Below are 26560 nucleotides of genomic sequence, written 5' to 3'. Positions count from 1 at the left end.
CCGACTCCCGCCGCCCGTACGCGAATCCCTGCCGCCTGTACGCGGATGTTCTTGTTCACGTCCGTGGAGACGGGCGTGGCCCGGGGCCGATAACAGAAACTTCGGTCGCAAAAGTTTCGCTCCCCGGTTCTCTCCCGAACCGTTGACCTCCCCGGAACGCGCCCTTACGGTTTCGGCGTTTCTTAATGTCAGATGTTGTTCGAAATTGTGAACATGAGCGTGGAGGGGCACACGCATGAGCCGCAATGACGAAGTCGGCCCGTCCGAAGTCCCCAGCCGCAGACTTCTCCTGAAGGGCGCCTTGGCCGCGGGCGCCCTCACGGCCGTACCCGGGGTCGAGGCCGCAGCAGCCGAGGCCGCCGCCGACGGGGCCGGACCGGGCGGCCGGTACGTCAACCCGCTCGTCCGCAACCGCGCCGACCCGCACATCAACCGACACGCCGACGGCCACTACTACTTCACGGCCACGGCCCCCGAGTACGACCGGATCATCCTGCGCCGCTCCCGGACCCTGCGCGGGCTGGCCGGGGCCGCCGAGTCCGTGATCTGGACGAAGCACGCGAGCGGTGACATGGGTGCGCACATCTGGGCGCCGGAGATCCACCACATCGACGGCAAGTGGTACATCTACTTCGCCGCCGCGCCCGCGAACGACATCTGGGCCATCCGTATCTGGGTGCTGGAGAACGCGAGCCGTGACCCCTTCCGCGGGGAGTGGGTCGAGAAGGGCCAGTTGAAGACGGCCTGGGAGACCTTCTCCCTCGACGCCACCACGTTCACCCACCGGGGCACGCGCTATCTCGCCTGGGCGCAGCACGAGCCCGGCATGGACAACAACACCGCGGTCTGGCTGTCCGAGATGGCGACCCCCTGGTCCCTGAAGGGTCCTCAAGTACGGCTCACGACACCGGAGTTGCCCTGGGAGGTGATCGGCTACAAGGTCAACGAAGGGCCGTCGGTCATCAAGCGCAACGGCCGTGTCTTCATGTCGTACTCGGCGAGCGCCACCGACTTCAACTACTGCATGGGCCTGCTGACCGCCGGCGCCCGCAGCGACCTCATGGACCCCGCGAACTGGTCCAAGTCGCCGACCCCCGTCTTCGCGAGCAACGACACCACCAAGCAGTACGGCCCGGGCCACAACAGCTTCACCGTCGCCGAGGACGGCCGCACCGACGTCCTCGTCTACCACGCCCGCCAGTACAGGGACATCGTCGGCGACCCGCTGAACGACCCCAACCGGCACACCCGCATTCAACGGCTCGGCTGGAAGTCCGACGGCACCCCCGACTTCGGCATCCCCGTGGCCGACACCTCGAAGGAGAGTGTCTGAGATGAGACGTGCGTACGCGGTACTCCTGGCCTTCTGTCTGGCGCTGGCCGGCGCACTCGTCACGGCCGGTCCGGCCCAGGCGGCGCCCCAGACCGTCACCAACGGCACGCAGTTCACCGACACGAGCGGCAACCCCCTGCACGCACACGGCGGCGGGGTCATCAAGGTCGGCTCGTACTACTACTGGTTCGGCGAGAACCGGAACACCGACAACACGTTCCGGTACGTGGACGCCTACCGCTCGACGGACCTGAAGAACTGGGAGTTCCGCAACCACGTCCTCACCGAGGCGAGCGATCCGGAACTGGAGACCGCGAACATCGAGCGGCCGAAGGTCATGTACAACGCGTCCACCGGCAAGTTCGTGATGTGGATGCACAAGGAGAACGGCGTCGACTACGGCGAGGCCCGCGCGGCGGTCGCCGTGTCGGACACCGTGGACGGCAACTACACCTGGCAGGGCAGCTTCCGGCCGCTCGGCACGCACATGTCCCGTGACATCACGGTGTTCGTGGACACCGACGGCGCCGGATACATGATCTCCGCGGCCCGTGAGAACTACGACCTCCAGATCTACCGCCTGACCGCCGACTACACGGGCATCGCGAGCCTGGTCGCGGACCCCTGGCACGGCGGGCACCGCGAGGCACCGGCCCTCTTCAAGCGCAACGGCGTCTACTTCATGCTGACTTCGGGCGCCACGGGCTGGAACCCCAACCAGCAGCAGTACGCCACGGCGACCTCGATCGCGGGCCCCTGGACGGCGATGGCGAACGTCGGCGACTCGACGACCTACGGCTCGCAGACCGCGTACGTCCTTCCCGTACAGGGGAGTTCGGGCACCTCGTACCTCTACATGGGCGACCGCTGGGGCAACGCGTTCGGCGGCACGGTCAACGACTCCCGTTACGTGTGGCTGCCGTTGACCTTCCCGAGCTCGACGACGATGTCCATGTCCTGGTCCCCGGAGGTCACCGTCGACACGACCGCCGGGACCGTCACCGGAACCAGCGCCACCTACAACACACTGATCGCCCGCCACTCCGCCAAGTGCGCCGACGTGACCAGCCAGTCGCTGTGGGCGGGCGCCCAGATCAAGCAGTACACCTGCAACGGCGGCAACAACCAGAAGTACTGGTTCAAGTCCCTCGGCAGCGGCTACTACCAGCTGAACGTCCGAGGCAGCTCCCTGTGCGTACAGGAGAACGCCAACACCGTCACCCAGGAGAACTGCAGCTCCTCGGCGACCAGTCAGCAGTGGTCGCTCACCACCAGCGGCTCCTATGTGACCATCACCTCCCGCGCGAGCGGCGAGTGCCTGGACGTGAACGGCGCGTCCACCGCCGACTCCGCCGCGATCATCACGTACACGTGCAGCGGGGCGACCAACCAGCAGTGGACCCGAGGGGCTTGAGGGAATCGAGGAGAACGAGGGAATTGAGGAGTCGCGTTGAGACGCACGACGATCACCCTGCTGGCCACGCTGACCATCGCCACGGCCCTGTCCGCCGTCCCGGCCCAGGCACACGGCCGCGGGACGGGGGCGGGTATGGGGATGGAGAACTGCACCGCGACGGCATGCCACTTCGACGTCGCGCCCGGCACCTACGACGTACGCGTCCGGCTCGGCGGTGACACCGCGGCGAGCACCGGCATCACGGGAGAGACGCGGCGCACCCTGCTCGCCGAGACGCCCACCGGTGCGGGCGAGCCGGTGACCCGCACCTTCACCGTGAACGTCCGCACGCCCGAGGGCGAACCCACCGGAGCCGAGGGCACGCCCGGTCTCGACCTGGCCGTCGGCGGCTCGGCGCCCGCGCTCGCCGACATCCGGGTCGCTCCGGCCGCGGCCCGGCACACCCGCCAGATCTTCCTGGTCGGCGACTCCACGGTCTGCGACCAGCCGGGCGACCCCTACTCCGGCTGGGGCCAGCAACTCCCGCAGTACCTCCGCAAGGGCGTCTCGGTCGCCAACTACGCTGATTCCGGGGAGAGTACGGTCACCTACCTCGCCGACCCGCGGCTCTTCGCGACGGTCCAGCCGCTGATCCGCAAGGGTGACCTCGTCCTCGTCCAGCTCGCCCACAACGACAAGCAGACCGACGAGGCGACGTACCGCGCGAACCTCGAAACGCTCGTCGCGGGCGTACGGGACAAGGGTGGCCGACCGGTTCTGGTCACCCCGATCGTCCGCCGCTGGTTCAACAGCGACGGCACCCTCAACAACGGCACGGCCCTGCTGGTGAACGGCCTCGGCGTCGACCATCCGGCCGTCACCCGCTCGGTCGCCGCAGCGCACAACGTGCCGCTCATCGACCTCACGGCCAGGACGAAGGCCCTGGTCGAGTCGCTGGGTGTCGAGGGCTCCAAGGCGCTCTACCTCTACAACGAGAAACGGGACAACACGCACACCTCCGCGTACGGCGCGACGGCGTACGCGGAACTTGTCCGCGACGAACTACTTGCCCAACACCTGGTGCCCGAGCGCCTGGTGAGGTGAGCTGGACTCCTGGGGCGTCCCGTCCGGAACCGGGGCGTCCCAGGTACCGCCCGTTCCACCCGAGCGAGAGAGCAGGAAGCCCGACCGATGTCCGCAGGCCCCTCAAGCCCCGCAGGCCCCGCCGGAGTCCCCGAGGACCGCACCCTCAGCCCGCACACCGGCTACACACGCGCCCACTGGGAGGCAACGGCCGACGCCCTGCTCGCGGCCGTGGAGCCGTACGCGACCGAGGACCGCGCCCTCTACCACCTGCCCGGCGAGCACACGAGCTGGTCGGGCCGCCTCTCCGACGGCCTGGAGGGATACGCCCGTACGCTGATGCTGGCGGCCTTCCGCCGCGACGAGAAGGCCCTGGAGCGGTACGCCGAGGGCCTCGCCGCCGGAACGGCCGGCGTCTGGCCACGCATCGAGGACCGCAGCCAGCCCCTCGTCGAGGCCGCCTCCATCGCCCTCGCACTCCGTCTCACCCGGCCCCTGCTCTGGGACCGCCTCGACGACGGCGTACGGCAGCGGGCCGCGGCCTGGCTCGGCGACGCACTGACGGCCGAACCCTGGCCCTGCAACTGGGAGTTGTTCCCGGTGACGGTCGGCGGCTTCCTGGAAGACATCGGGTACGAGCCCACGCTGTCCCGTGCCGCGATCGACCGGGGCCTCGACCGCATCGACCAGTGGTACGTCGGCGACGGCTGGTACACCGACGGCGACGGGCGCGCCTTCGACTACTACAACGGCTGGGCCATGCACCTGTACCCGGTGCTGCACGCCTGGCTGGCCGACGACGAACGGCTGCTGGACCTCTACGGAGGCCGCCTCTCGGCCCATCTCGCCGACTACGCCCGCCTGTTCGGCGGCGACGGCGCGCCGATGCACCAGGGCCGCTCACTCACCTACCGCTTCGCGACGACCGCCCCGCTCTGGCTCGGCGCGCTCACCGGCCGTACGCCCCTGTCGCCGGGCGAGACGCGGCGGCTGGCGTCCGGCGCGCTGAAGTACTTCCTCGACCGGGGACCCGTCGACGACAACGGCCTGCTCACCCTCGGCTGGCACGGCCCCGACTCGGCCGTCCTGCAAGGCTATTCGGGCCCGGCCTCCCCCTACTGGGCGAGCAAGGGCTTCCTCGGCCTGCTGCTCCCGCCGGAGCACGAGGTGTGGACGGCGACCGAGGAGCCCCGGCCGACGGACCGGGCGGACGAGTCCCACCCGGTCGGCCCGCCCAACTGGCTTCTCCAGTCGACGAGTTCGGACGGCCTGGTCCGACTCCACAACCACGGCAGCGAGGACGTCCGCTACGACCCGTACTACACGCGCCTTGCGTACTCGACGGTGACGACGCCCTCACCGTCGTACGACAACAGCGTGATCGTCGGAGACGACCCGAGCCGTACCGGCATCGAGCCGTTGGGTGTGGGCGAGGGCTGGGCGGCCTCCCGGCACACGACGGCCTCCGGTGCCCGCGTCACGAGCCTTGTGCTGACCGAGGGCGCGGTGGAGGTACGGGCGTTCCGGGTGTCGGGCGCGCCCGAGGGGACGGCGGTACGGGTCACGGGATGGGCGGCGGGGGAGAGCGGTGCGCGCGCCGAACTCCTGGCCGTCCAGGGCCTGTTGAGCGCGACCGACGGCTTGACCGGTGTCACGGCCGCCGCGGACACCGTCTTCGTCGCGCTCGCCCGTCTCACCGCCGAGCCGGAGCCTGTCCCGCTGGGGGAGTCGGTGACCGTGACCGTCGTGGACGGGACGGACGAGATCCACGTCCGCTGGAGCGGTGGGCGCGAGGTGCGGGCCCGTCTGGACGACGGGGCGGTCGCGGTCAGGACCACCCGACCGGGTGCCTGAGCGTGCGGATCACAGGCGTGGGTTCTGCGGCAGCCGTGTGATCCCGACGAACATGGCCACGAACACCGCCGTCGCCGGAGCGAAGACGGCGAACTCGCCCCAGTGGGAATCGTCGAGACCCGGCTCCATCGTGGACAGCAGCCGGGCGAGACCCCAGCAGGCCGCTCCCGAGATCAGGAAGGCCGGCCAGCGGTGCCGCACACCCTTGCCCACGTCGTCGAGCGTGCCCACCCAGACGACCACCGTCATGATCGACGGCGTCAGGACGTCGTCGTCCGGAGTGAACACCGCGAAGAGGGCCCCCACAGCCAACGCGAACAGCCACGCCCGTACCAGGGGCAGCGCGGCGGCCGGACGGCGTGGCATGTCCCGGGGCAACCAGAAGAACCGGCGCACGCTCCGGACGAAACCGTGCTTCCCGCTGCCGGCCATGGCACCGACCTCCCCGTTCGCCGCGCGCACTGGTCCTGGCGCTGGTTGAGACGACCGAGCCCAGGCAGAGGTTGCACGGACGGGGTGGCCTCGTCCAGGGGCACCCGGACTGTTGGGCAGGAGGCCCGGGACGGTTCGGCGAGTGCCGAAGCGTTCCGCCCCTAGCGTTGCCGTATGACCACGTCCGAAGCACACGGCGAAGTACACGCCGCGGCACCTGCGGCCTCCGGGGACGACGTCCCGGCCACCGACGACCGCGACCCCGCCCAAGCCCTCACCGCCATGGTCGACCACGTCCTCGCCCTGGCCGCGACCTGGACCGTCTGGGACGGGACGCCCGCCCACGTCGACGACCGTGTCCACACCCCGCACAAGGCCGTCCGCCGGGTCGCCGACCACCTGGTCGACCATCTCGCCGAACTGGAGGCACGGCTCGTCGGCGAGCGCCCGCTGCCCGACCACTGGCACGCCTCCGCGACCACCACACCGGCCGATCTCGCGCCCTTCACCCAGGAGGACCTGGACGAGGCCCGCAGCAGGCTCGGCCGGCTGGCCCGGATGTGGGCGAACCGGTTGTCCGCGCTCACCGAGGAACAGCTCGACCACTCGCCCGGCGAGGGCTGGACCTTCCGCCAACTCGCCTTCCACCTCACCGGATCCACGTACTACGCCGACGCCGTGGGCGACCTGGGCGGCACGCGGTGACCGCCTTCGCCGCGCTCCACCACGCCGACACCCCGCTGCTGCTCCCCAACGCCTGGGACCACGCCTCGGCGGCGGCGCTGGCCGCCCAGGGCTTCGCGGCGGTCGGCACGACCAGCCTGGGAGTGGCCGCGGCCGTCGGACTGCCCGACGGGGCGGCGGCGACCCGTGACGCGACACTGAACCTGGCCCTGGCACTGGGCAGCGGCCCGTTCCTCCTCTCGGTCGACGCCGAGGGCGGTTTCAGCGACGACCCGGACCAGGTCGCCGGGGTGGCCCGCGAACTGGCCGCCGTCGGGGCCGCGGGTATCAACCTGGAGGACGGCCGCCCCGACGGCACCCTGGCACCCGTCGAACTCCACGCGGCGAAGATCGCGGCGGTGAAGTCCGCCGTACCGGGCCTGTTCGTGAACGCCCGGACCGACACCCACTGGCTGGGCGACGGGGACGACGGCGATGGGATGAGCGATGACGGCGGTGACATGCACGACACGAGCCGCCGTCTCGACGCCTATCAACAGGCGGGCGCCGACGGCGTGTTCGTCCCCGGCCTCTCCGAACCGGCCCGGATCACCGCCCTGTTGAAGACCCTGGACGTTCCCCTCAACATCCTCTACTCGCCCACGGGTCCGACCGTGCCCGCCCTAGCCGACCTGGGCGTACGCCGTATCAGCCTCGGCTCGCTCCTCTACCGCAGGGCCCTGGGAGCGGCGGTGGAGACGGCGGCCCTGATCCGCGCGGGGCGGTCCGTCGAGGGGCCCGCGCCGACGTACGACGAGGTGCAGGCGCTCGTACGGCCCGGCTCCCAACGGCCGGACACCCTTGGGTGACCCTGGTAGCGTTGATGTTTTCGTGGGTATAGAACCCTGTGGACTCCGACCGGCGAGGAACCGAGGAACCATGGACATGGAGATCCCCGGCGACAAACGACTGGCGGCTGCCGTCGTGATGCACGAAGGTCGTGTGCTGTTGGTGCGCCGCAGTGAGACCGAGCGGTTCCTGCCCCTGGTGTGGGGCGTTCCCTGCGGAAAGCTGGAGCCCGGCGAGAGTCCCGAGGACGGGGTGCTGCGGGAGCTCAAGGAAGAGACGGGCCTGCTCGGCGAGGTCGTCCGTAAGGTCGGCGAATCGTCGTTCGTGAGTGAGTACCAGGGGCACGAGATCAAGAACTGGCAGGACAACTTCCTGGTCAGCCCCCTCTCCTGGCACATCACCCTCCAGAAGCCGGATCAGGAGTACGTCTGGCTGAGCCCCGCCGAGCTGCACAGCGTCGACATCGACGCGTACAACCTGGACGTCGTCCTACAGGCCCTCACGGACTTCTGACCCTCCCGAGCCCCTGTGACCTTCGCGAGCGTCTGACCCTCACGAGCTTCTGAGCAACTCCGCCAGCGCGTCGAGTTCGGCCAGATAGTCGGCCACGTCGAGCGGCACCTTCGGCACCGATCCCGGATGCGGCCCCGCCGCCGTGAAGACGTCGGTGTGCTCCCGCCGCCCGTTCCCCGTCTCCAGGAAGAGCGTCACCGTCGGCTCCGCCGTGTCGCACCATGCCCGGTGCAGGGTGTGCGCGGGCAGGGCGTAGGTGCTGCCCGCCGCGTACTCCGCGACCTGCGTGAGGTGCAGCCGGGCCGGACCCGTCGGCTCCAGCAGCCAGTCGGCCGACTCCTCCGCCAGGGACTCCCGGTAGCGGTCCGCCTCGATGCCACCGCCCTCCCGGGGCGCGTACAGCTCCATCGCCAGCCGCCCCCGTACGACATAGGAGGCAAGCGGGGAACGGTGGTTGTGGATGTCCTCCTTGCCGATCGCCCCGCGCCCCGCGTGCCACAGATGGGCGCGCAGCATGTGGTGCGGGCCGCCGTCGATGAGCAGGAGCTTGTCGAAGCCGAGGACATGGCGGTACGAGTACCGGGCGCAGCCCTCCGGATCGCCCTCGCCGGAGGCGAGTTCGGCGGTCAGCTCCAACAGGCGGTCGGGGGAGCCCAGTTCGGCGACGACCGAGCGGGCCGCCAACACCCGTTCATGCTCGGGCAGTTCGCCGTCCAGTGCCTCGGCCAGCAGCCGCCGCGCCGCCAGGACCTGCCGACCACCCATGCACGCTTCTCCTGACTCAGCCATTCGGTTGGTATACCCATACGGCATGCGCCCGCAGCGCCGAAAGGCCCTGATAGGTCATCCACATGGGGCGGCGCAGCTCGCTGGTGTCGTCGCGGACCCACGTCCATATGCCGTCCGTCTGTCCCGCCCACACCGCGCTCGCCGCGCCGTTCAGACGCTCCCGCCACTCCTCCTCAAGGCCGTCCTCGCGCGCGATGTCCCGGGCACCGGGGGTGAGCAGGGCGCGGACGACCCAGGAGGCGGTGAAGTGCCGTACGTTCAGGACCTCGTGGCGCGACGGGTCGTCGCTGCGGGGCCTGCGCACCTCCTCGCGGAGGTTGGCCAGATCCAGGCAGGCGTCGTGCGGGGCGTCCGGACAGGCCAGCAGCCAGCGCACGCCGTCCTCGCGGGCCGCGCGGCCGTTGGCGCTCTCGCCGCCCAGCACCCGGGCCGCACGGTCCAGGGCGACCACGGCCTGTGCGGTGTGCAGCGGCGACGGCGGTCCGTGGAACGGTGCGAGCCGGTAGCCCCAGCAACGCCGGTGCTGGCGACGCGGATCGGTGACCGCGCCCTCGACCAGCGCGTCCCGCAGTAGCGGCAGCGCGTCCGAACCGGGCGCGGCACGCAGCAGGCCGCGCAGCACGGTCGTCACGACATGCGTCAACTCCCGCCCCGTACGGTCCAGTTCATGGGTGAAGCCCGCCTCGCAGCCCGTCACCTCGGCCGCCAGCCGCTCCCGCGAGGCGCCCGCCCGGGCCAGCGCGCCCAGCACCAGGGCGGTCACCTCCGGGCGGGGCTCGGACCCCTGCGAGCGCGCCGACCAGCCGCCGTCGGGCAGCCGCAGCCGCCACAGCGTGTCCACCAGGTCGCCCGCGCCGATCCGGCCCTCGGGCATCCCGAGGTCGAGCATGATGTGCAGGCCGTACGCGGTACCCACAGACGTGGGCCGGCCGGGGCCGCTCTCGCCGAGGGAGTGCGCCCATCCGGTGAGCCGCCCGCGGACCGGGTCGTCGACCACACAGACCTGTTCGGCGAGTGTGTCGTACGCGGCGGAGAAGAGCGCGGGGAGCGGTCCCGGCCCCGCCGGAGTGGAGGCGGTTCCTGTCAACTGCCCAGTCAATACAGGGGTGTTGTCCGAGTCCGCGTACCGGGACCGGAGCAGTGCCGCCGACAGCCAGGCCGCGACGGCCGTCGCGAGCCCGCTCACCACGGCGATCGCGTACCGCGCGGACTCCCCGTCGATACTGCCCGGCAGCACCCCGACCAGGGACTGGAACACCGCGTAACCGGCCGCCGCGCAGCCCAGGCCGCCCAGCCAGCGCACTATTCGCGCGGGGCGCGGGCCATGGGGCAGATGCGGATCGGGATCCGGCCTGGACGGGCCGCGTCGGAGCTGCGGTTGGGACACTGCGCGCTCCCTCCCCCAGGGCGGCACCTGAAACCGGCGAAGTTTCCAGTCTAAGTGGTCAGGGGGGCACCTGGGGTAGGGCAGTTCAAGGGCAACTCATGGGTGAAAGGCGCGAGTTCGTCGTGGCCGGTCGTGCCCACTCGGCGGCGCCGAAAGATGTCACAGCCCCGCGCCGCTACGGGGTGCTTGCCTTCGGCCAGTTCTCCAGCAGCACATGCAGGGCGTCGATCGTCCGGTTCCAGGACGTCTGTACGTCACGGGGTGCGCCGAAGCCGCCGGAGGCCTCCAGGGCGCAGTAGCCGTGGAAGGTGCTCCTCAACAGGCGTACGGCGTCGGTGAGATCGGGTTCGTCGAGGCCGTACGCGCGGAGCATCCCGTACGTGACCTCGGCGGTCCGGGCGAAGGCGGGGGAGGCGGCGACGAGGGACTGGTCGATCCGGATCTGGGTGGCCGCGTACCGGCCCGGCCGCTCCAGGGCGTACTCACGGTAGGCGTCGGCGAAGGCGGCCAGGGCGTCCTTGCCGGCCCGTCCGGCCACCGCCGTGGAGATCCGGTCGATCATCTCGCCGCCCGCGAGGAGCGCGACCCGGGTGCGCAGGTCGTGCAGGCTCTTGACGTGCGAGTACAGGCTCGCGTCCTTCACACCGAACCGGCGGGCCAGCGCGGACAGCGTGACGCTCTCGAAGCCGACCTCGTCCGCGAGATCGGCGGCGGCCTCGACGAGCCGGTCGGCCGTGATCCCGGCACGGGCCATCATCAACCATCTCCTAAGGGTTCTAGCCAGAAACCTGGAGATGGTAGCAAGGGAGGCGGCGGATCCAGGCCTTGGATCCCGGTCTCGGATCGCGGGCGGTCAGCCGGCCAGGTGCTTGCCGAAGAACTCGGTGAGCCTGGCGACGGCGGGGGTGACGTACTCGTCCCTGTCGTACAGGTCGATGTGGGTCGCGCCGTCGATGACGAACAGTTCCTTGGGCTCGGCCGCCCTCTCGATCGCCTCCCGGCTGAAGTAGGCGGTCTCCGCCTCCGAACCGGCGATCATCAGCAGGGGCCGGGGCGAGATGAGCCGGATCAGCGCGTACGAGTCGTACTGGGCGAGCAGGTCGACGCTGCGCAGCACCCACCCCTGGATGGCGCGGGGGTGGTGGCCGCGCGGGGTGCGGTAGAAGTCGTACGTCTCCCGGAACTGCCTGGTGGCCGTCTCCAGCAACTCCTCGGCGTTGTCGGGAATCCACGCCTCCAACTGCGGGGCCGCACCGCGCGCTTCCGCGGTGCGCAGGGCACCGGCCCGGTCGAGCATGGCAGCGAGGACCGCCGGGTCCTGGGTGCGGCCCAGTCCCTCACGGATCACCGAGCCCATGTCCGTGGCGCTGACCGTGGCGACGCTCCTGATGCGGTGGTCGGTCTGCGCCGCGTAGGGGACGTAACCGCCGGACGCGCAGATGCCCAGAGCCCCGATGCGGTCCGGGTCGATGTCGTCGCGGGTGGTCAGGTAGGACACGGCGGACTTGATGTCCTCGGCCCGCTGGAACGGGTTCTCCAGACCGCGCGGCTCGCCCTCGCTCTCGCCCTGGTGGGCGGCGTCGAAGACGAGCGCGGCGAACCCGGCAGCGGCCAGCCGCTCGGCGTAGATGCTCGGGCTCTGCTCCTTCACGCCGCCTCCGGGATGGGAGATGACGACGGCGGGCAACCGGCCGCCGACGTGGTCATCGGGAGTACCGGGAGTACCGGGAGTACCGGGAGTACCGGGAGTACCGGGAGTACCGGGAGGATCGGGAGTGAAGAGAATCCCGGCGAGGGTGAGGTTGTTGCTGGGGAAGGTGACGTCGGCCTTCATGTTCCTGTGTCTCCTGGGTGCGAGTGCGAGTGCGAGTGCGAGTGCGAGTGCGGGTGCGGGTGCCGAATTGCCGTGACGGCTTTGGGGATGCCCGTCCGCCGGTCACGTCATCGACACTCGCACCCGGTACGCAGACGGATAAGGGGCGACTTCTGTCCTCGGACAGCCCTGTCCTGGGACACGTCAGGCCCCCTGTCACAGGCAAGGCCGTCTGTAAGACTCGTACCTATGAGCAGCGGCAACGCGCACCACAGTGAGCTGGGTGCCTTCCTCAAGGCGCGGCGCATGGAGCTGAGCCCGGCCCAGGTCGGGCTGCCCGATTCGCCGGGCGGCAGGCGCAGGGTCAAGGGGCTGCGCCGGGAGGAAGTGGCCCTGCTGGCGTCGATCAGCGCCGACTACTACACGCGCCTGGAACAGGGCCGCCGTCAGGCCTCCGAACCGGTGTTGGACACCCTCGCGCGTGTTCTCCGGCTCGACGACAGCGAGCGTGCCTACCTGTTCGAACTGTCGGGCAAGGACGCGGCCCGGCCCCGCCGACGGACCACGCAGAAGGTCCAGCCGCAGCTACGGCGTCTGCTGGACGACCTGGCCACCACACCGGCCGTCGTCCTGGGCCGGCGCACGGACATCCTCGCCTGGAACCCCATGGCCGCCGCCCTGTTCACCGACTTCGCGCGGATTCCCGAGAACAGGCGCAACTTCGTACGGCTGGTCTTCCGCGACCCGGCCATCAGGGCGCTGTACCCGGACTGGGACTGGGTGGCACAGACGAGCCTGGCGCAGCTGCGCATGGAGGCCGCCCGTGACCCGCAGGATCCACGGCTGGTCGAGCTGGTGGGCGAACTGTCGCTCCAGGACCCCGACTTCAGGCGATGGTGGGGTGCCCATCGCGTCGCGGTCCAGGGCACGGGCACGAAGGTCCTGAACCATCCGATCGTGGGGGAGCTCACCCTCGACTGGTCGTTCCTCGCCTCCACCGCCGATCCCGACCAGCAGCTCATCACCCTGACCGCCGAGCCCGGCACCCCCAGCCACGACCGTCTGCGCATCCTCGCCTCCTGGGCCGCGCAGACAGCCGGCCAAACCGCGGCGGACCACTAGACGCCGGGTCGGCCTTGCCCGGCGCCCGCTGCTTCACGCGGTGACTGTCGGCTGCTTCACGCGGTGACTGTCGGCTGCTTCACGCGGTGACCGCCGGCTGGTTCACGCGGTGACCTTGGCGATGAACGCGCCGAGGTTCGCGACGGTCCGCTCGATCTTCTCCTCCAGGGTGAGCGACTCGGGGAGCCGCGCGCCGACGCCCGCGTCCTTCCTGCCCCGCACATACAGCGGGCAGGCGAGGTCGCTGCACATGTAGGCGCCCACGGAGTTGCCCTGCTGCCCCGCCTTGCCGGCCTTCGCGGCGACGAGGAGCGATACGCCACCGGTGTGGGTGGTCAGGCATATCGAGCACATGCTGCGCCGCGTCTGCCAGGAAGCGGCGCCGGCGCCGCGCAGCGCGAGCGCCACCGGTCGGCCGTCCAGCTCGGTGGCGAGGTAGGCGCGGTCGGGGGCCTGGGGATCGCGCCAGCCGAGGAAGTCCAGCTCGTCCCAGGGCCGTTCGGCCAGGTCGCGGGGGACGGACAGGCGCTTCGACTCGCCCTTGGTGCAGTTCACGAACGCGGTACGGATCTCTTGCTCGGTCAGCGGCTTCATAAGAGCCAGGCTAATTTGCCTAAAGGTATTAGGCAAATGCATAATGGTTGTCGGCAAGAGGGAGGATGGTTATGGTTCGAGTGGGGCTGACCACGGAGCGTCTGACCCAGGCGGGGGCGGAGCTGGCCGACGAGGTCGGGTTCGACCAGGTGACCGTCTCGGCGCTCGCCCGGCGGTTCGACGTCAAGGTCGCGAGTCTGTACTCGCACGTGAGGAACTCGCACGACCTCAAGACCCGGATCGCCCTGCTCGCGCTGGAGGAACTCGCCGACCGGGTCGCCGCCGCCGTGGCCGGCCGGGCCGGCAAGGACGCCTTGGCCGCCTTCGCGGACGCCTACCGCGACTACGCCCGGGTGCACCCTGGCCGCTACGACGCCGCCCGGCTCAGGCTCGACCCCGAGACTGCGGCCGCCAGTGCCGCGGTGCGGCACTCGCAGATGACGCGGGCGATCCTGCGCGGCTACGACCTGACGGAGCCGGACCAGACGCACGCGGTCCGGATGCTGGGCAGCGTCTTCCACGGCTACGTGAGCCTGGAGATGGCCGGGGCCTTCAGCCACACCGCCGTCCCCTCGCAGGAGTCCTGGGCCTGGACCCTGGACTCCCTCGACACGCTGCTGCGCACCTGGACCACAACCTGAGGCTGAGGCAACGAACGAGACAGTGAGCGAGACGATGAACACCGAACACGACTGGATCACCACACCCGTCACCGCGGACATGCTGCGCGGCTTCCTGGACCTGGAACAGACCCCGCACGGCCTGCTGCCCCACCGCCTGCCCGCCCGGGCCCGCCGCCAGATCCCGGACGACCGACTCGCCGTGGCCGAGGCCCAGCCCTCCGGCGTGCGGCTGGTCTTCCGCACCCGGGCCACCGTCGTCGAACTGGACACGCTGCCCACCAGGCGGGTCTACCGAGGTTTCCCGGCCCCGGCGGACGGCGTGTACGACCTGCTGGTCGACGGGCGTCTCGCCGCGCAGGCCACGGTGGCCGGCGGCAACGTACGCACGATCGTCGACATGGTCACGCAGTCCGCCGAGCTGACCGAGGGGCCCGCCGGCACGGCCCGGTTCGCCGAACTGCCCGCGGGTGACAAGGACATCGAGATCTGGCTTCCGCACACGGAGGTCACCGAGCTGATCGCCCTGCGCACCGACGCCCCCGTCGAGCCGGCGCCCGACAACGGCCGCAAGGTGTGGCTGCACCACGGCAGTTCCATCAGCCATGGTTCCAACGCCGCCCACCCGACCGCCATTTGGCCTGCCCTGGCCGCAAGTCGGGGTGGGGTGGAGCTGGTCAACCTGGGGTTCGGCGGCAGTGCGCTGCTCGACCCGTTCACCGCGCGTGCGATGCGGGACACCCCCGCGGACCTGATCAGCCTCAAGATCGGCATCAACGTCGCCAACGCCGACGCGATGCGCCTGCGCGCCTTCACCCCCGCGGTCCACGGGTTCCTGGACACCATCCGCGAGGGGCATCCGACCACACCGCTGCTGGTCGTGTCCCCCGTGCTGTGTCCGATCCAGGAGGACACCCCCGGCCCCCTCGCGCCCGACCTCGACGGCGGGACCCTCCGGTTCAAGGCCACGGGAGATCCGGCCGAGCGCGCCGCCGGGCGTCTGACGCTCAACGTCATCCGCAACGAACTCGCCCGGGTCGTCGAACAGCGGGCGGCCGACGACCCGAACCTGCACTACCTCGACGGCCGCGACCTCTACGGCGAGAAGGACTACGCCGAGTTCCCGCTGCCCGACGAGGTCCACCCCGATCCCGCGGGACACCGCCGTATCGGCGAGAACTTCGCACGGCTCGTCTTCGGCGAGGGCGGCCCCTTCGCCACCGGGACCGGCTGACCACAAAGGCGGGGCCCGACCGGAACACCCGGCCGACCCCGCCGTCACCGCCACCCCTCACATCCCCCACGTCCCCGAAAGACCATGCTGCTGTCACACCTCCCGGAAGGGCTCCGGGCGCGCCTCGTCCCCGTCGAAGCCGCCGCCACGCTCTTCTGCGCCCTGTGCTGGAAGATCCTCGCCTTCGCGATGTACGCCGAGGGCTACGACCTGGATTCCAGCGCCCCGGTCCAGCCCGCCGGCGACGACCAGATCGAGCTGCTCGCCCTGCTCTTCGCCTGCTCGGTCCCGGTCACCTGGCTCCTCGGCCGGGGCGCCCCGCCCGGGCTGCGCCCCGCCCTGGACAACGTCATCGTCGTGCGTCTCGCCGTGGCCCTGGCCCTCTCCCTGGTGATGTTCCTGGGCCTGCTCACCGGAGCGCGCATCCCTCTGCTGGGCTGGAGGATCTGAACCGGCCACCACGAGCCGGGCCCTCTGGGCCGAGCCCCCCGAACAGCCCGCACACACAACCGCCCGGACAGGCAGTACAACACCTGTCCGGGCGGATGTCTGTCGGGCGGGTCGCCGTCGACGGGATCAGCCGATCGGCGCGTACACCACACCCAGCTTGTCGATCTCGTCGCCCGAGCGGCCCGTGAAGCCGACGATCTGCCAGCCGGCCGGGGCCGTGTAGGTCACCGCGTCGGAGGTGGCCGAACCGGCCGTCACCGTACGGGACTTGTCGGTGGTGAAGGCGGCCGAGAAGACCCGGGTCCGGCCGTCCTTCTGGCCCCGGGTGAGCTTGACCGAGGTGAGGTGCTCACCGGTGGCGAGGGTGAGCGAGGCGGCCGTACCGCCCGTGCCGCCGTGCGTCAGGGACGTGCCGCCGTCGAGCGTGAGCGACACCGCGTCCAGGCGGGAGGCACCGCGCAGTGTCAGCGTGCGCGGCGAGGGCGTGGCCGGGAGGTTGTCCGCGTCGTTGAAGGCCGTGCCGTGCGGGCCGCCGAACGTGTCGCTCGCCCGGAGGCCGGCCGGCAGCGTCCAGGAGAAGTCGACGGTGTGCGGGAAGTGGTCGGAGAGGTTGCCGCCCGCCGAGTCCAGGAACTTCGCCCACTCGTTGTTGTAGCGGCTCGCGGAGAGGTTCACGAGGTCACTGCCCCGGTAGAGGACCTTGTCCACGACCTCGCAGGCGTTCGTGGGCGCGGTGGTGGGGCAGACGATCGCGTCGCTGCCCTGGGCCGGGGCGTTGCCGCCGCGCACCAGCTGGACCCACGCGTCGGTGAGACCGTTCGCGGTCGACAGCAGGCGGATGTTGTCGCCCGCGCGGGTGTAGCGGGTGTTGGTGTCGCCCATGACGATCACCGCGTTGCCCGAGGAGTTCGCGGTGATGAAGGCGGAGAGCTGCGCGACATTCGCGCGGCGGGCGGCGTGGGCCTCGTCCGTGTCGTCCGCGTTCGTGTGCACGTTGTAGAGGTCGACGAAGACGCCCTCGGTCAGCCGGACCCGCGCGAGCGAAAAGCCCTTGGGTGTAAGGCAGTTGGTGCCCGTGCAGTCGTTCCACTGCACCCGCTCGAAGTCGTCGAACGTGTAGTCCGAGAGGGTGTTGAGCCCGTCGCCGAAGGGCACACCGCCACTCGTCGCCGTGCGATACGGGTGGTTGTCGCCCGCGTACAGCGCCGCGTGGTAGTTGAAGTCCTCCTGCACGTTCACGATGTCGTAAGCCCCGAGACGCGGGGCGAGCAGCGGGGTGTTCACCTCCGGGTTCCCGGAGCTGAGCAGCTCCGGAAGGCCCGCGACGTTGTACGTGAGGACGTTGAAGGTGCCGGAGGAGGGGGCGGCGGCAGCGGCGGGGGTCGAGACGGCGGCGGTGAGCCCGGCGAAGGCCAGCGCGCCGGCCATCAGGGAGCCGATGAGTCTTCTCATGGTGGGGGTGTCTCCAGTCGGAGGAAACAGCGGGGGAGATGAGGGGGACGAGCGGAGGAACCTGAAAGCCTTGAACTTGAATGTTGTTCAGGTTCAAGGTCAACCAGTGTGACGGACAAGGGCAGTTGGGGGAACAGTGGGAGACGAGGCGACCTGCCGTGTCGGTGTCGCCCTGTGATCACCGTGGCGTCGACCAAAGTTCATGTTTCGCATCGAGTCTCCATACGCGCGTCCGCACCGGCGGCGCTCGACACGGGAGGCCGACATGGGGCACAGCCACGGGCATGGACACGGGCACCACCACGACCACGACCACGCTCACGAGGGCGGTACGAGCCTTCCGGCCGCCTTCGACACCTCCGTACCCGACGAGGCCCTGACGCCCGACCAGCGGTCGCGCCGCTCCATGCTGCGCCGCGCGGGTCTGCTCGGTGCGGGTCTTGCGACCGCCGGAGTCCTCGGCGGCGCGACGAGCGGGACGGCTGCCGCCGCCCAGCCTGCGTCCGGTGGCCGGAGAAAGAAGGGCTTCCTCTGGCTGGCCGGCGACCACCACATCCACACGCAGTACAGCAGCGACGGCAAGTACCGCGTCGTCGACCAGGTCCGCCAGGGCGCCAGGCACGGCATGGACTGGCTGGTCATCACCGACCACGGCAGCACCACGCACGCCAAGATCGGTGTGGACAAGGTCAACCCGGACATCAAGGCGGCCCGTGACGCCCACGAGGACACCCTCGTCTTCCAGGGCCTGGAGTGGAACATCCCGGGGGCCGAGCACGGCACGGTCTTCGTGCACCCCGGCAAGAACGAGGTCTCCGTCCTCAAGCAGTTCGAGACCGACTACGACGGCAGCGTCAAGAACGCGTCCAGTTCCTCGCCCGCCAACGAGGCCCTCGCCATCGCGGGTCTCGCCTTCCTCGGTGAGCAGGTGAAGCGCCGCAAGGTCAAGGACGCGCTGATGCTCGCCAACCACCCGGCGCGTCGCGGTGTCGACTCCCCGCACGAGATCCGCGCCTGGCGTGACGCGACGCCCGCGAGCCACCAGATAGCCGTCGGCTTCGAGGGCGCGCCCGGCCACCAGGCGGCCGGTCTGCCCGCGCCCCTCGGAATGGGCCGGGCCCGGGGCATCTACGACAACAACCCCAGCGTCGACTCCTTCGCCGGTTACCCGCCGGAGAGCTACCGCACCTGGGGCGGCTTCGACTGGATGACCGCCACCGTCGGCGGCCTGTGGGACAGCCTCCTCGCCGAGGGCAAGGCCTGGTGGATCAGCGCCAACTCCGACTCGCACCAGGTCTACGCGGACACGGCCGCGCGCGGCGGCGGCGACTTCAACGCCAACGGCCGTTACGACGACCCGGTCTACGGCGGCAAGATCGACATCACCCAGGGCGACTACTGGCCCGGCCAGTACAGCCGCACCCACGTCGGCTCCGACGGCTTCTCGTACGGCGCCGTCATGGACGGCATCCGCGCCGGCCGCGTCTGGGTCGACCACGGCCAGCTCCTCAGCGGCCTCGACGTCCGCCTCTCCGGCGGCAGCCGCTGGGCCACCCTCGGCGGCGCGCTCCACGTCAAGAAGGGCACGAACGTCACGCTGACCGTGGACATCGCCCTCGCGGACGGCCCCAACTGGGCCGGTTTCACACCCAAGTTGGCCCGCGTGGACGTCATCCAGGGTGACGTCACCGGCCCGGTTGCGGACAAGGACACCTTCACCGCGCCGACCGCGAAGGTCGTCAAGTCGTACGAGGTCAACAAGTCCACCGGAACCGTCCGGATCACGTACTCCCTCGGCCGCGTCGACCGCCCGCTGTACGTCCGTCTGCGCGGCTCCGACGGCAAGCGGTCCGCCGTCGGCTCGCGCGGTGCGGCCGTCGACCCCGCGGGCCCCGCGATCGACGTCGTCGGCGACGCCGACCCGTGGAACGACCTGTGGTTCTACTCGAACCCCGTGTGGGTCCTCCCCGCGTGAACCAGAACGTCATCACGGTCGACACCGACGTACGCGACCTGCGTACGGCCGACCACCTGCTGCTGGCGCTTGCAGCCGAACTCGCCCTCTCAGAGGGCGAGTTCGGCTGTACCCACCTGGTACGCGGGGAGCGGCCGAGGGTGGTGCTGTCGTTCACGACGGCGTCCCCCGAGGCTGCCAACGCGCTCACGGCGAAGGGGTACGAGGTCACGACCGGCGTGCCCGACGAGGTGGGCCGGGCCGTCGTCTACCCCGGGTCGGCCGCCCTGACCGGCACGGTGACGGTCGCGGAGCTGCTGTCCGGCTCCGCGATCGACCGCGTCACGGTACTGGGGTTGGCGGGTGAACCCCCGCCGGACCAGAGTGTGGTGACGAGGGATCACGTCCGCCCGCAGTGGCAGGACGGCGAACTCGTCCTCACTCTCATGCCCGCGGTGGGAGGGGTACTGGTCCCGTTCGAGGTCCCGGACCCTACGCCGTGCTGCGCGGACCACTGACCGACGAGATGAAGCCCGCCCAGGCGTCGGGGGAGAGGGCGAGCTGAGGCCCGCGGCTGTTCTTGGAGTCGCGGACGTGGATGGCGGCGGGGGAGGCGGCGACTTCGACGCAGTCGTCGCCCTCTGAGCCGCTGTAACTGCTTTTGAACCAGGCAAGTTCGGTCGTGCTGGTGCTCATAGCGCCCCTCGCAGTTGCTGGAGCAGGCTCACCGTGTCGTCTGGAGTGAGAGCCTGTGAGCGCATCTTGGCATAACGCTGCTGGAGCACGCTGATTGCTTGTCGGTCACTGATGAGGTGGCCGGTCTTCTGGCCTTCTGCGTAGGCGAGCCATTCGTTCTCCGGGGTCTCCAGCAAGCGCACGGGTCCGTCGAGACCCGCGTGCACCGGTTGCCGAAGTGGCATCAGCTGGATCTCGACGTTCCAGTGCTGGGCATTCACCTGAAGCAGGTGGTTGATCAGCTCCCGTGTCACTTCCTCGCCGCCCGTATGCCGTTCCAGGACTGCCTGTTCGACGATGAAGCTGAATGCCGTGGGTCGCTCCCGGCTCGTGCTGAGCAGCTCCTGCCGCGCGAATCGCGCGGCGACGCGCTGCTCGACCTGCTCGTCGGTCGGCCGTTGCGGCACGTTCCACATCACCGCTCGTGCATACGCGTCTGTCTGCAACAAGCCTGGGACCACCCGGCATTCGTACGTGTAGAGGCTGATCGCCTGCTCTTCCAGGTCCGCCCACTTGTGAAACCACGACGCCAACCCTGGGCCCCGCGTAGCGTATTTCGCAGCCGCCCGCAGCACACCGAACGCGTCCAGCACCTCCTCCGCCCGTTCCACGTACACCCGTGGCGGTAAGCGTCGCCCCTGCTCGATCGATGCCACCGTCGACGGCTGGTACCGCACCAGCGGCGCGAACTCCTCCTGCGTCAGACCCGCCCGCTTGCGGAAAGCCTTGTGGACCAGCCCGAACGTCTTCAAACTGTCCGACGGCTCGGGCTCGTTCGTCGTGCTGTTGGTCATTCCGTCATGGTCACGGAACGTCACCCGTACTGTCCACAGCGTGAACTCGTACGGCGCGCAGCGTACGAGTGGCGGAGCTGGTCGACGGCCCCTCGGGCCGGGACCGTTGACCCATGCAAGGAGACATCCGGGTCCAAGTACCCGACACCGTACGTACGTTCACGCAGCTCTTCAGCTGCACGCCGCGAGGGGCCCGGCTGGCGCGGCGGCTGGTCGCGAACCGGATGGACGTGTGGGGGTTCGCCTACGACAGCGAGGCGAGCGAGTCCGTGACCCTGGTCGTCGCCGAGCTCGCGGCCAACGCGGTGCGGCACGGACGGGTGCGGGGCCGCGACTTCCGCGTCCGGCTGGTACTGCGGGACGACGAGGACTTCGTACGCGTGGAGGTGGCCGACGGGCGGACCGAGCGGCGGCCCGTGCCCCAGGAGCCGTCGGACGAGGGCGGGCGCGGGCTGCTGATCGTGGCCGCGCTGGCCGAGAAGTGGGGCACGGACCTGTGCCTGGGCGGGACGTACAAGGTGGTGTGGGCGGAGGTCCGGGTGCCGTGCCGGTGACGCCGGTGGTGGAGCAGCCGGCTGGAACTGTGGTGAGGGTCCCAGCCGACGTCGCTCCCCCAAGAAGAAGGTACGGAAGCGCAGGCGTGGCGAGTCTCCACTTCCCGCCCGGCCCGTCGCCGATTCGCGCCCGGAAACCGGGTAACTCTCAAGTGAGCCAATCGATATACCGATAAATGCCCGGGCAAGTCAGGGAGCGGTTCGATGAGCGGTGGCGCCTTACACGTCCACCAGGCCACTGTCGGTGAGTTACAGACGGCCGCGTCCACGGTCCTCGCGCCACTAGCGGTGACGGCACCAAGAGCGTTGACCAGTACGGGGGTTGAGGCGGGCGCGTTCCGGGCCGACATCGACGCGGCGGTCGTCGGACGGGCGGCGGTGGCCCGGATCCGGGGCTCCGGGCATCTGGTCCAGCGGTCGGCGCGCGCGATCTCGTCGACCGACCCCGAGCTGCTGAAGATCACCCTGCACAGGTCTCCCGAGCCCGCCGCGGCGGACCAGGGCGGCACCCAATCCCGTGCGCACAGCGGCGACTTCGTGGTCTTCGACATGACACGCCCGTACCGATTAGCCGTCGCCGACGACTGTGACGTCATGGCCGTCGGCATCTCGCGCGCCGAACTGGGGCGGCACGCCGACACCGTGGCAGGTCGGGCGGCTCGTCGCCTGCCCGCCGACTCCGGTGCGCAGGCGGTGCTCGCCACGTTCCTCCAGGGCCTCGGCAGCCACCTCGACGAACTGGCGGGCCCGGCGCAAGCGCACGCGGGAGACGCCCTGGTGTCCCTCCTCCTGGCGGCCTTCACGGAGACCGAGCCGGGCCGGATGGACACGGCCACCGAACTGGTCGACCGCATCCGCGTCTACGTACTGGCGAACCTCTCCGACCCGTCCCTGTGCGTCGACTCGGTCGCGGCGGCCCACGGCATCTCGGCCCGCCAGCTCCACCGCCTCTTCCGCCACACCGGCATCCCCTTCGCGGCCTGGCTCCGCGGCGAACGCCTCGCCCGCATCCGCCGCGACCTCCTTGACCCCACCCAGGACGGCCGTACGACAGCCGCCGTCGCCGCCCGCTGGGGCCTCCACGACCCACGCCACCTGGCCCGCGCGCTCAAGTCCCAGTACGGCACGACGGCCCGCGACCTGCGACGGGAGCGGTGACCCGGGAACCAGCGTCTCTGTGGCAGGCCCTAGATCGCGCAGCCGTTCGAGCCGGGCACGCCGTCGATCCAGTTGGTGTTGTTCTCGACGTAGTAGCTGGAGATGATCCCGTACTTGTCCCAGCCCCGCGGCGCGACCATGACCCAGTAGGGGTTGCCGCCGACCGTCTGGCCCGGGATCTGGCAGTACACCAGCACCTCGTCCCACGAGTTGATCTGGCCGATGACGCTGGGGCAGTTGGTGGTGCTCGGCGAGTGGATGCAGTTGCCCTCGTTGATGTCGCGGACGTTGACCCCGTCCGCCCACACGCCGTACCAGCCGCGGCCGTGCCCATCGGCTGCGGCGCTCTGGGCGGTGGTGATCGTGAGGGCGAGTGCTCCGGCGGCGGCGAGTGCCGCGGTCATCTTGCGCATGACGTTCCTTTCGATGCCGTGGCGGGTCGGACTGCGGGTTGGTTCCGTACTCGTCGCCCCGCACTGTAGGCAGACCCGGGAGGCTCTGGTCCCTGACATCTGTCAGGGACCAGAGCCTTGGAACAGGAGCAATGCTTGGCCACTTGGAAGCGGCCGGACGGCAACAGCCGCCCGGCAGTTACTGAGACGGAGGAAGCTTTGAAGGCACGGTTCCGCAAGAAGGCCGGCGTGGGCGTAGCGGCACTGCTGATGACGGCGGGCATGGGTGTGGCCTCGGCACCACCGGCGTCGGCCGCTCCGGCGGACTGTCCCAGGGGATACGTCTGCGTCTGGAACAACGACGTGGCGTGGGGCGCGCCGACGTGGATGTCGCAGGGGAACCTGTACAACCTGCACTCGGAACACGGGATGTACATCCTCAACAACGGCGTGCGTTTCCCGGGCGCGGACCACATCCGCTTCAACCTCACCGCCCAGGCGGGCGGGAACTTCCAGGGGTGCCTGCACTACCCGAACGACCCCAACGTCGACATCTTCCTGGGCCCCGTCACCCTGCACAGCGCGGAGTGGGGCGGCGAGTGCTGAGCTGATCGCCGACGCTCGGGCGACGCGGCCCTGGCGGCCCTCTGCACAGGTCACGGGGGTGCCTGTGCCAGGGCCGCCAGGGGCCGCGTCACCCACGGCAGGACACCGGGGCTGAATGCGGTCGGTCAGCCGTTCACACCCGTGTAGTGCCGAAGACTCCACCTCCACAACAGCCGCGACCCCAGATAGGCCGCCGCACCGAGCAGGGGTGACACGGCCGCCAGCCAGTACGGAACAGCGGTGTCGTGCCCGGTCAGCACCGCCGCCGGGAAGTACGCGACGAACGCCAGCGGCAGCCCGAACGTGAGGAAGCCGCCCACCGCCTTGGGCAGCACGTTCAGCGGATAGCTGCCGAACGTGCCCAGCAGTTCCTCCAGCCAGCGACCCCAGTAGTCGGCGGCCGGGAAGCGCAGCGAGGCGCATGCGACCGCCGTGAACATGGCCGCCTCCAGGAGCATTCCGCCGAGGACGCAGACGACGAGGTACGTGATCCGCGTCGCCGTCCAGTCCAGGTCGCTGCGGCTCAGGGCGCCCGCCATCAGACCGGCCGCCACGGTCAGGTCACCGATCGCGTTCGTGGGGAAGTAGGACAGCTGCAGCTGGCGGTAGACCGGCATCGGGCGGACCAGATACGTGTCGATCACCCCCTCCTGGATGTGCCGCGCCAGACCGTGCACGCGCCCCAGGAACAGCACGAACAGCCCGTGCGCCAGCATGCGCGTGGCCGGGATCAGCAGGACGTCCGAGCTGTCCCAGCCGCCCATCCCGCTGAACCGGGTGAGCAGCACGGTCGCGAACACGATCACCGACACCTGCCAGACCGCACCGATCGCGATCATCATCAGGAACTCGGAGCGATACTCCAGCTGGGCACGGAAGTTGAGCCGGGTGATGCGCCAGACGACGCGAAGAGCCTTGGTCGACATGTCAGCCTCCCTGCGAGATCACACGCCGGGCGGCCCGCCGCCACAGCAGCCGGGTGAGCAGGGCGAGGGCCACCACCCAGGCGGCCTGTACGGCCAACTGCGGGCCCGCGTCGGACAGTTCGATGCGGCCGACGTACAGCGACAGCGGCACGCTCAGCGTCGCCTGGAACGGCAGGAAGCCGCTCATGGTGATGAACCAGTCCGGGAAGAACCACAGCGGCGCGTACACCCCGGACAGCAGGTTCTGCGCGAAGATCAGGATCAGCATCGCCGCGCCGTTGCGGAGCGTCCAGAAGCAGAGCTGGTCGATGGCGAGCATCACGTAGTAGAGAACCCACTGCCCCAGGAACGCGCTGACCGCGAACACCCCTGCCACGGCAGCCGACTTGGGCGGGTCCACGACCCCGGCGGCCAGACAGATCACGTATCCGGCGAGCACCCACACCAGCCCGTACAGCTGCTCGCCGAGCGCCCGCAGCGCGTAGTAGCGCTGGGGCGGGAGCGGGCGCAGGTACCAGTAGATGATCGTGCCGAAGTGCATGTGCTGGAGCACGGTGTCCCGGCCCGCGTACTGGTCCAACTCCCTTATTCGGGTGGCCAGTACGGCCAGCACGGCATACGTGACCGCCTGGTCCTCGGTCAGACCGGCCGTCGTGCCGGTGGCCGAGTACAGCCCGTGCCACAGGGACGCGACCAGCACCACCTGCACGGTGAGCCGGAGCAGCGCGGCGGTCATGCGCGGCGGGGTGTGGAGTTCGCCGAGCGGGGTGACGCGGGCGGCCCGCCAGCCCTGGAGGACGGCCATGGTCACTCGCCCCCCGCCTGGACGTACGCGGCACGCATCACGTCCTCCAGGTCGGCCTCGTCCAGGGCGATGTCGGTGACCTCGTACCGCTCGATGACCTGCTTCAGCGCCTGGTGCATGGCCGGAGCCGTGGGCCCGTCGGGTCCGAAGACCACCTGCGGGCCTTCGCGCCGCACCAGCACCATCCCCGGCAGCGCCTCGACGGGCGTGTGCGGGTCGGCGAGGGTGACTCGCACCTGCCAGGTCGAGCCGAACTTCCGCCGGATCTCGTCCAGCGTGCCGTCCAGGACGAGCCGCCCGTGGTTGATCAGGACGACCCGCTCGGCGAGCCGCTCGACCTCCGTCATGTCGTGCGTGGTGAGCAGCACCGTCCGCCCGCGCTCCTCCACCTGGTACCGGAGGAACTCACGGACCTGCTCCTTGACCACCACGTCCATGCCGATGGTGGGTTCGTCGAGGAACACCACCCGCGGATCGTGCAGCAGCGCCGCGGCCAGGTCGGAGCGCACGCGCTGGCCGAGCGAGAGGTGCCGCACCCGGGTGTCCCAGAAGGAGGACAGGTCGAGCAGCTCGTCGAACTCCCGCAGCCGCGTGCGGTGTTCGTCCTCGGGAACGTCGTAGATGTCGCGCAGGATCGCGAAGGACTCCCGCACCGGAAGGTCCCACCACAGCTGGGTGCGCTGCCCGAACACGGCCCCGATGTTGCGCGCGTTGCGCTCGCGCTCCTGGTACGGGACCACGCCCGCGACCCGTGCCTCGCCGGACGTGGGGGTGAGGATGCCGGTGAGCATCTTGATGGTGGTGGACTTGCCCGCGCCGTTCGGCCCGAGCAGGGCGAGGAGTTCGCCGGGGGCGACGTCGAAGGTGATGTCGGATACGGCGTCCTTGGCGACCCGCTCCGGATTGACGAGAGACCTGACGGCGCCCATGAAACCGGGGCGGCGCACGGTGGTGTGGAAGGTCCGGGACAGGCCACGGACCTCGATGGAACCGATCACGCGGGGAACCTCCGGGGGAGCGGGAGACACACGAACACGGCCGTCCGGCTGGGG

General features: G+C 70.2%; 29 protein-coding genes. 16 read left to right on the top strand and 13 right to left on the bottom strand.

What is annotated here, in order from left to right:
* Positions 1 to 235: 235 nt before the first annotated feature.
* The 4 genes from AOK17_RS15990 (at position 236) to AOK17_RS15975 (ending at position 5666) form a co-directional block, all read left to right on the top strand.
* The gene (locus AOK17_RS15990; RefSeq protein ID WP_055613128.1) at positions 236 to 1333 is read left to right on the top strand and encodes a glycoside hydrolase family 43 protein; all 1098 of its coding nucleotides are present in this window, start codon (positions 236 to 238) and stop codon (positions 1331 to 1333) included.
* A 1-nt stretch (position 1334) separates the two neighbouring features.
* On the top strand, positions 1335 to 2747 hold the full coding sequence (locus tag AOK17_RS15985) for an RICIN domain-containing protein (RefSeq protein ID WP_055613127.1): 1413 nt from the start codon (positions 1335 to 1337) through the stop codon (positions 2745 to 2747).
* Positions 2748 to 2783: 36 nt separating this feature from the next.
* A complete protein-coding gene (locus AOK17_RS15980) occupies positions 2784 to 3833 on the top strand; it encodes a rhamnogalacturonan acetylesterase (protein ID WP_055613126.1) in 1050 nt (349 codons plus the stop codon).
* 87 nt (positions 3834 to 3920) lie between these two features.
* Positions 3921 to 5666 (top strand): DUF2264 domain-containing protein, encoded by a 1746-nt coding sequence (locus AOK17_RS15975; RefSeq protein WP_055613125.1) that lies wholly within the window; start codon positions 3921 to 3923, stop codon positions 5664 to 5666.
* Between the two features lie 9 nt (positions 5667 to 5675).
* Here the strand turns inward: AOK17_RS15975 and AOK17_RS15970 are convergent, their stop codons facing one another.
* Positions 5676 to 6098 (bottom strand): hypothetical protein, encoded by a 423-nt coding sequence (locus tag AOK17_RS15970; protein ID WP_063997232.1) that lies wholly within the window; start codon positions 6096 to 6098, stop codon positions 5676 to 5678.
* Positions 6099 to 6380: 282 nt separating this feature from the next.
* Here AOK17_RS15970 and AOK17_RS50030 point away from each other — a divergent pair, with 282 nt between their 5' ends.
* The 3 genes from AOK17_RS50030 (at position 6381) to AOK17_RS15955 (ending at position 8123) form a co-directional block, all read left to right on the top strand.
* On the top strand, positions 6381 to 6803 hold the full coding sequence (locus AOK17_RS50030) for a DinB family protein (protein ID WP_055613142.1): 423 nt from the start codon (positions 6381 to 6383) through the stop codon (positions 6801 to 6803).
* Positions 6800 to 7630: an isocitrate lyase/PEP mutase family protein gene (locus AOK17_RS15960; protein WP_055613123.1), complete on the top strand. Its 831-nt coding sequence runs from the start codon at positions 6800 to 6802 to the stop codon at positions 7628 to 7630. Before AOK17_RS50030 ends, AOK17_RS15960 begins: the two co-directional genes overlap by 4 nt.
* Before the next feature lie 70 nt (positions 7631 to 7700).
* Positions 7701 to 8123, top strand: a complete 423-nt coding sequence (locus AOK17_RS15955; protein WP_055613122.1) for an NUDIX hydrolase — start codon at positions 7701 to 7703, stop codon at positions 8121 to 8123.
* A gap of 39 nt (positions 8124 to 8162) precedes the next feature.
* On the opposite strand, the gene AOK17_RS15950 is transcribed toward AOK17_RS15955, so the two are convergent.
* From AOK17_RS15950 to AOK17_RS15935, 4 genes are all read right to left on the bottom strand, one after another.
* A complete protein-coding gene (locus tag AOK17_RS15950) occupies positions 8163 to 8888 on the bottom strand; it encodes a hypothetical protein (RefSeq protein WP_055613121.1) in 726 nt (241 codons plus the stop codon).
* A gap of 16 nt (positions 8889 to 8904) precedes the next feature.
* The gene (locus AOK17_RS15945) at positions 8905 to 10299 is read right to left on the bottom strand and encodes a hypothetical protein (protein WP_055613120.1); all 1395 of its coding nucleotides are present in this window, start codon (positions 10297 to 10299) and stop codon (positions 8905 to 8907) included.
* A 175-nt stretch (positions 10300 to 10474) separates the two neighbouring features.
* The gene (locus tag AOK17_RS15940) at positions 10475 to 11053 is read right to left on the bottom strand and encodes a TetR/AcrR family transcriptional regulator (RefSeq protein WP_055613141.1); all 579 of its coding nucleotides are present in this window, start codon (positions 11051 to 11053) and stop codon (positions 10475 to 10477) included.
* Between the two features lie 99 nt (positions 11054 to 11152).
* On the bottom strand, positions 11153 to 12133 hold the full coding sequence (locus AOK17_RS15935) for an alpha/beta hydrolase (RefSeq protein WP_055613119.1): 981 nt from the start codon (positions 12131 to 12133) through the stop codon (positions 11153 to 11155).
* Between the two features lie 228 nt (positions 12134 to 12361).
* Here AOK17_RS15935 and AOK17_RS15930 point away from each other — a divergent pair, with 228 nt between their 5' ends.
* Entirely contained in the window at positions 12362 to 13234 is an 873-nt protein-coding gene (locus tag AOK17_RS15930) for a helix-turn-helix domain-containing protein (RefSeq protein WP_055613118.1), read from the top strand.
* A gap of 102 nt (positions 13235 to 13336) precedes the next feature.
* Here AOK17_RS15930 and AOK17_RS15925 read toward each other — a convergent pair whose 3' ends face one another.
* Positions 13337 to 13828: an FBP domain-containing protein gene (locus AOK17_RS15925; protein WP_055613117.1), complete on the bottom strand. Its 492-nt coding sequence runs from the start codon at positions 13826 to 13828 to the stop codon at positions 13337 to 13339.
* Positions 13829 to 13899: 71 nt separating this feature from the next.
* Here AOK17_RS15925 and AOK17_RS15920 point away from each other — a divergent pair, with 71 nt between their 5' ends.
* The 3 genes from AOK17_RS15920 to AOK17_RS15910 all read left to right on the top strand — a co-directional run bounded on the left by AOK17_RS15920 (position 13900) and on the right by AOK17_RS15910 (position 16132).
* A complete protein-coding gene (locus tag AOK17_RS15920; protein WP_055613116.1) occupies positions 13900 to 14469 on the top strand; it encodes a TetR/AcrR family transcriptional regulator in 570 nt (189 codons plus the stop codon).
* Between the two features lie 34 nt (positions 14470 to 14503).
* Positions 14504 to 15682 carry a GDSL-type esterase/lipase family protein gene (locus AOK17_RS15915; RefSeq protein WP_055613140.1) on the top strand — a complete coding sequence of 393 codons (1179 nt, stop codon included), beginning with the start codon at positions 14504 to 14506 and terminating at the stop codon, positions 15680 to 15682.
* A gap of 84 nt (positions 15683 to 15766) precedes the next feature.
* Positions 15767 to 16132 (top strand): hypothetical protein, encoded by a 366-nt coding sequence (locus AOK17_RS15910; RefSeq protein ID WP_055613115.1) that lies wholly within the window; start codon positions 15767 to 15769, stop codon positions 16130 to 16132.
* A gap of 126 nt (positions 16133 to 16258) precedes the next feature.
* Here AOK17_RS15910 and AOK17_RS15905 read toward each other — a convergent pair whose 3' ends face one another.
* Positions 16259 to 17584: a jacalin-like lectin gene (locus tag AOK17_RS15905; RefSeq protein WP_055613114.1), complete on the bottom strand. Its 1326-nt coding sequence runs from the start codon at positions 17582 to 17584 to the stop codon at positions 16259 to 16261.
* 265 nt (positions 17585 to 17849) lie between these two features.
* On the opposite strand from AOK17_RS15905, the gene AOK17_RS15900 reads away from it, so the two are divergent.
* Entirely contained in the window at positions 17850 to 19559 is a 1710-nt protein-coding gene (locus AOK17_RS15900; protein WP_055613113.1) for a PHP domain-containing protein, read from the top strand.
* Positions 19556 to 20056 (top strand): hypothetical protein, encoded by a 501-nt coding sequence (locus tag AOK17_RS15895; RefSeq protein ID WP_055613139.1) that lies wholly within the window; start codon positions 19556 to 19558, stop codon positions 20054 to 20056. Before AOK17_RS15900 ends, AOK17_RS15895 begins: the two co-directional genes overlap by 4 nt.
* Here the strand turns inward: AOK17_RS15895 and AOK17_RS15890 are convergent.
* Positions 20031 to 20234, bottom strand: a complete 204-nt coding sequence (locus AOK17_RS15890; protein WP_055613112.1) for a DUF397 domain-containing protein — start codon at positions 20232 to 20234, stop codon at positions 20031 to 20033. The two genes, AOK17_RS15895 and AOK17_RS15890, sit on opposite strands and share 26 nt — an antisense overlap.
* Positions 20231 to 21067, bottom strand: coding sequence for a helix-turn-helix domain-containing protein (locus AOK17_RS15885; RefSeq protein WP_055613138.1), 837 nt, complete (start codon positions 21065 to 21067; stop codon positions 20231 to 20233). The genes AOK17_RS15890 and AOK17_RS15885 overlap by 4 nt, the downstream gene beginning before the upstream one ends.
* Positions 21068 to 21180: 113 nt before the next feature.
* On the opposite strand from AOK17_RS15885, the gene AOK17_RS15880 reads away from it, so the two are divergent.
* Together AOK17_RS15880 and AOK17_RS15875 are read left to right on the top strand one after the other, a co-directional pair.
* The gene (locus AOK17_RS15880) at positions 21181 to 21621 is read left to right on the top strand and encodes an ATP-binding protein (protein ID WP_055613111.1); all 441 of its coding nucleotides are present in this window, start codon (positions 21181 to 21183) and stop codon (positions 21619 to 21621) included.
* A 204-nt stretch (positions 21622 to 21825) separates the two neighbouring features.
* Complete coding sequence (locus AOK17_RS15875; RefSeq protein WP_063997231.1) at positions 21826 to 22779, top strand: AraC-like ligand-binding domain-containing protein; 954 nt, start codon at positions 21826 to 21828, stop codon at positions 22777 to 22779.
* A 29-nt stretch (positions 22780 to 22808) separates the two neighbouring features.
* Here the strand turns inward: AOK17_RS15875 and AOK17_RS15870 are convergent, their stop codons facing one another.
* Positions 22809 to 23192 (bottom strand): hypothetical protein, encoded by a 384-nt coding sequence (locus AOK17_RS15870; protein ID WP_055613109.1) that lies wholly within the window; start codon positions 23190 to 23192, stop codon positions 22809 to 22811.
* A 198-nt stretch (positions 23193 to 23390) separates the two neighbouring features.
* Between AOK17_RS15870 and AOK17_RS15865 the strand changes: the two genes are divergently transcribed.
* Positions 23391 to 23777 carry a peptidase inhibitor family I36 protein gene (locus tag AOK17_RS15865; protein ID WP_055613108.1) on the top strand — a complete coding sequence of 129 codons (387 nt, stop codon included), beginning with the start codon at positions 23391 to 23393 and terminating at the stop codon, positions 23775 to 23777.
* 125 nt (positions 23778 to 23902) lie between these two features.
* On the opposite strand, the gene AOK17_RS15860 is transcribed toward AOK17_RS15865, so the two are convergent.
* From AOK17_RS15860 to AOK17_RS15850, 3 genes are read right to left on the bottom strand one after another with little or no spacing between them, the layout of a single operon-like run.
* Positions 23903 to 24703, bottom strand: a complete 801-nt coding sequence (locus AOK17_RS15860) for an ABC transporter permease (RefSeq protein WP_055613107.1) — start codon at positions 24701 to 24703, stop codon at positions 23903 to 23905.
* A 1-nt stretch (position 24704) separates the two neighbouring features.
* Positions 24705 to 25508, bottom strand: coding sequence for an ABC-2 family transporter protein (locus AOK17_RS15855; RefSeq protein WP_055613106.1), 804 nt, complete (start codon positions 25506 to 25508; stop codon positions 24705 to 24707).
* Positions 25509 to 25510: 2 nt separating this feature from the next.
* Positions 25511 to 26506, bottom strand: a complete 996-nt coding sequence (locus tag AOK17_RS15850; protein ID WP_055613105.1) for an ABC transporter ATP-binding protein — start codon at positions 26504 to 26506, stop codon at positions 25511 to 25513.
* Between the last annotated feature and the right edge of the window lie 54 nt (positions 26507 to 26560).

This window comes from Streptomyces phaeochromogenes, from assembly GCF_001418655.1.
Taxonomy (GTDB): Bacteria; Actinomycetota; Actinomycetes; order Streptomycetales; family Streptomycetaceae; genus Streptomyces; species Streptomyces phaeochromogenes.
Note: the sequence above shows the minus strand (reverse complement) of the source record. Positions and strands in the feature narration are given on the sequence as shown.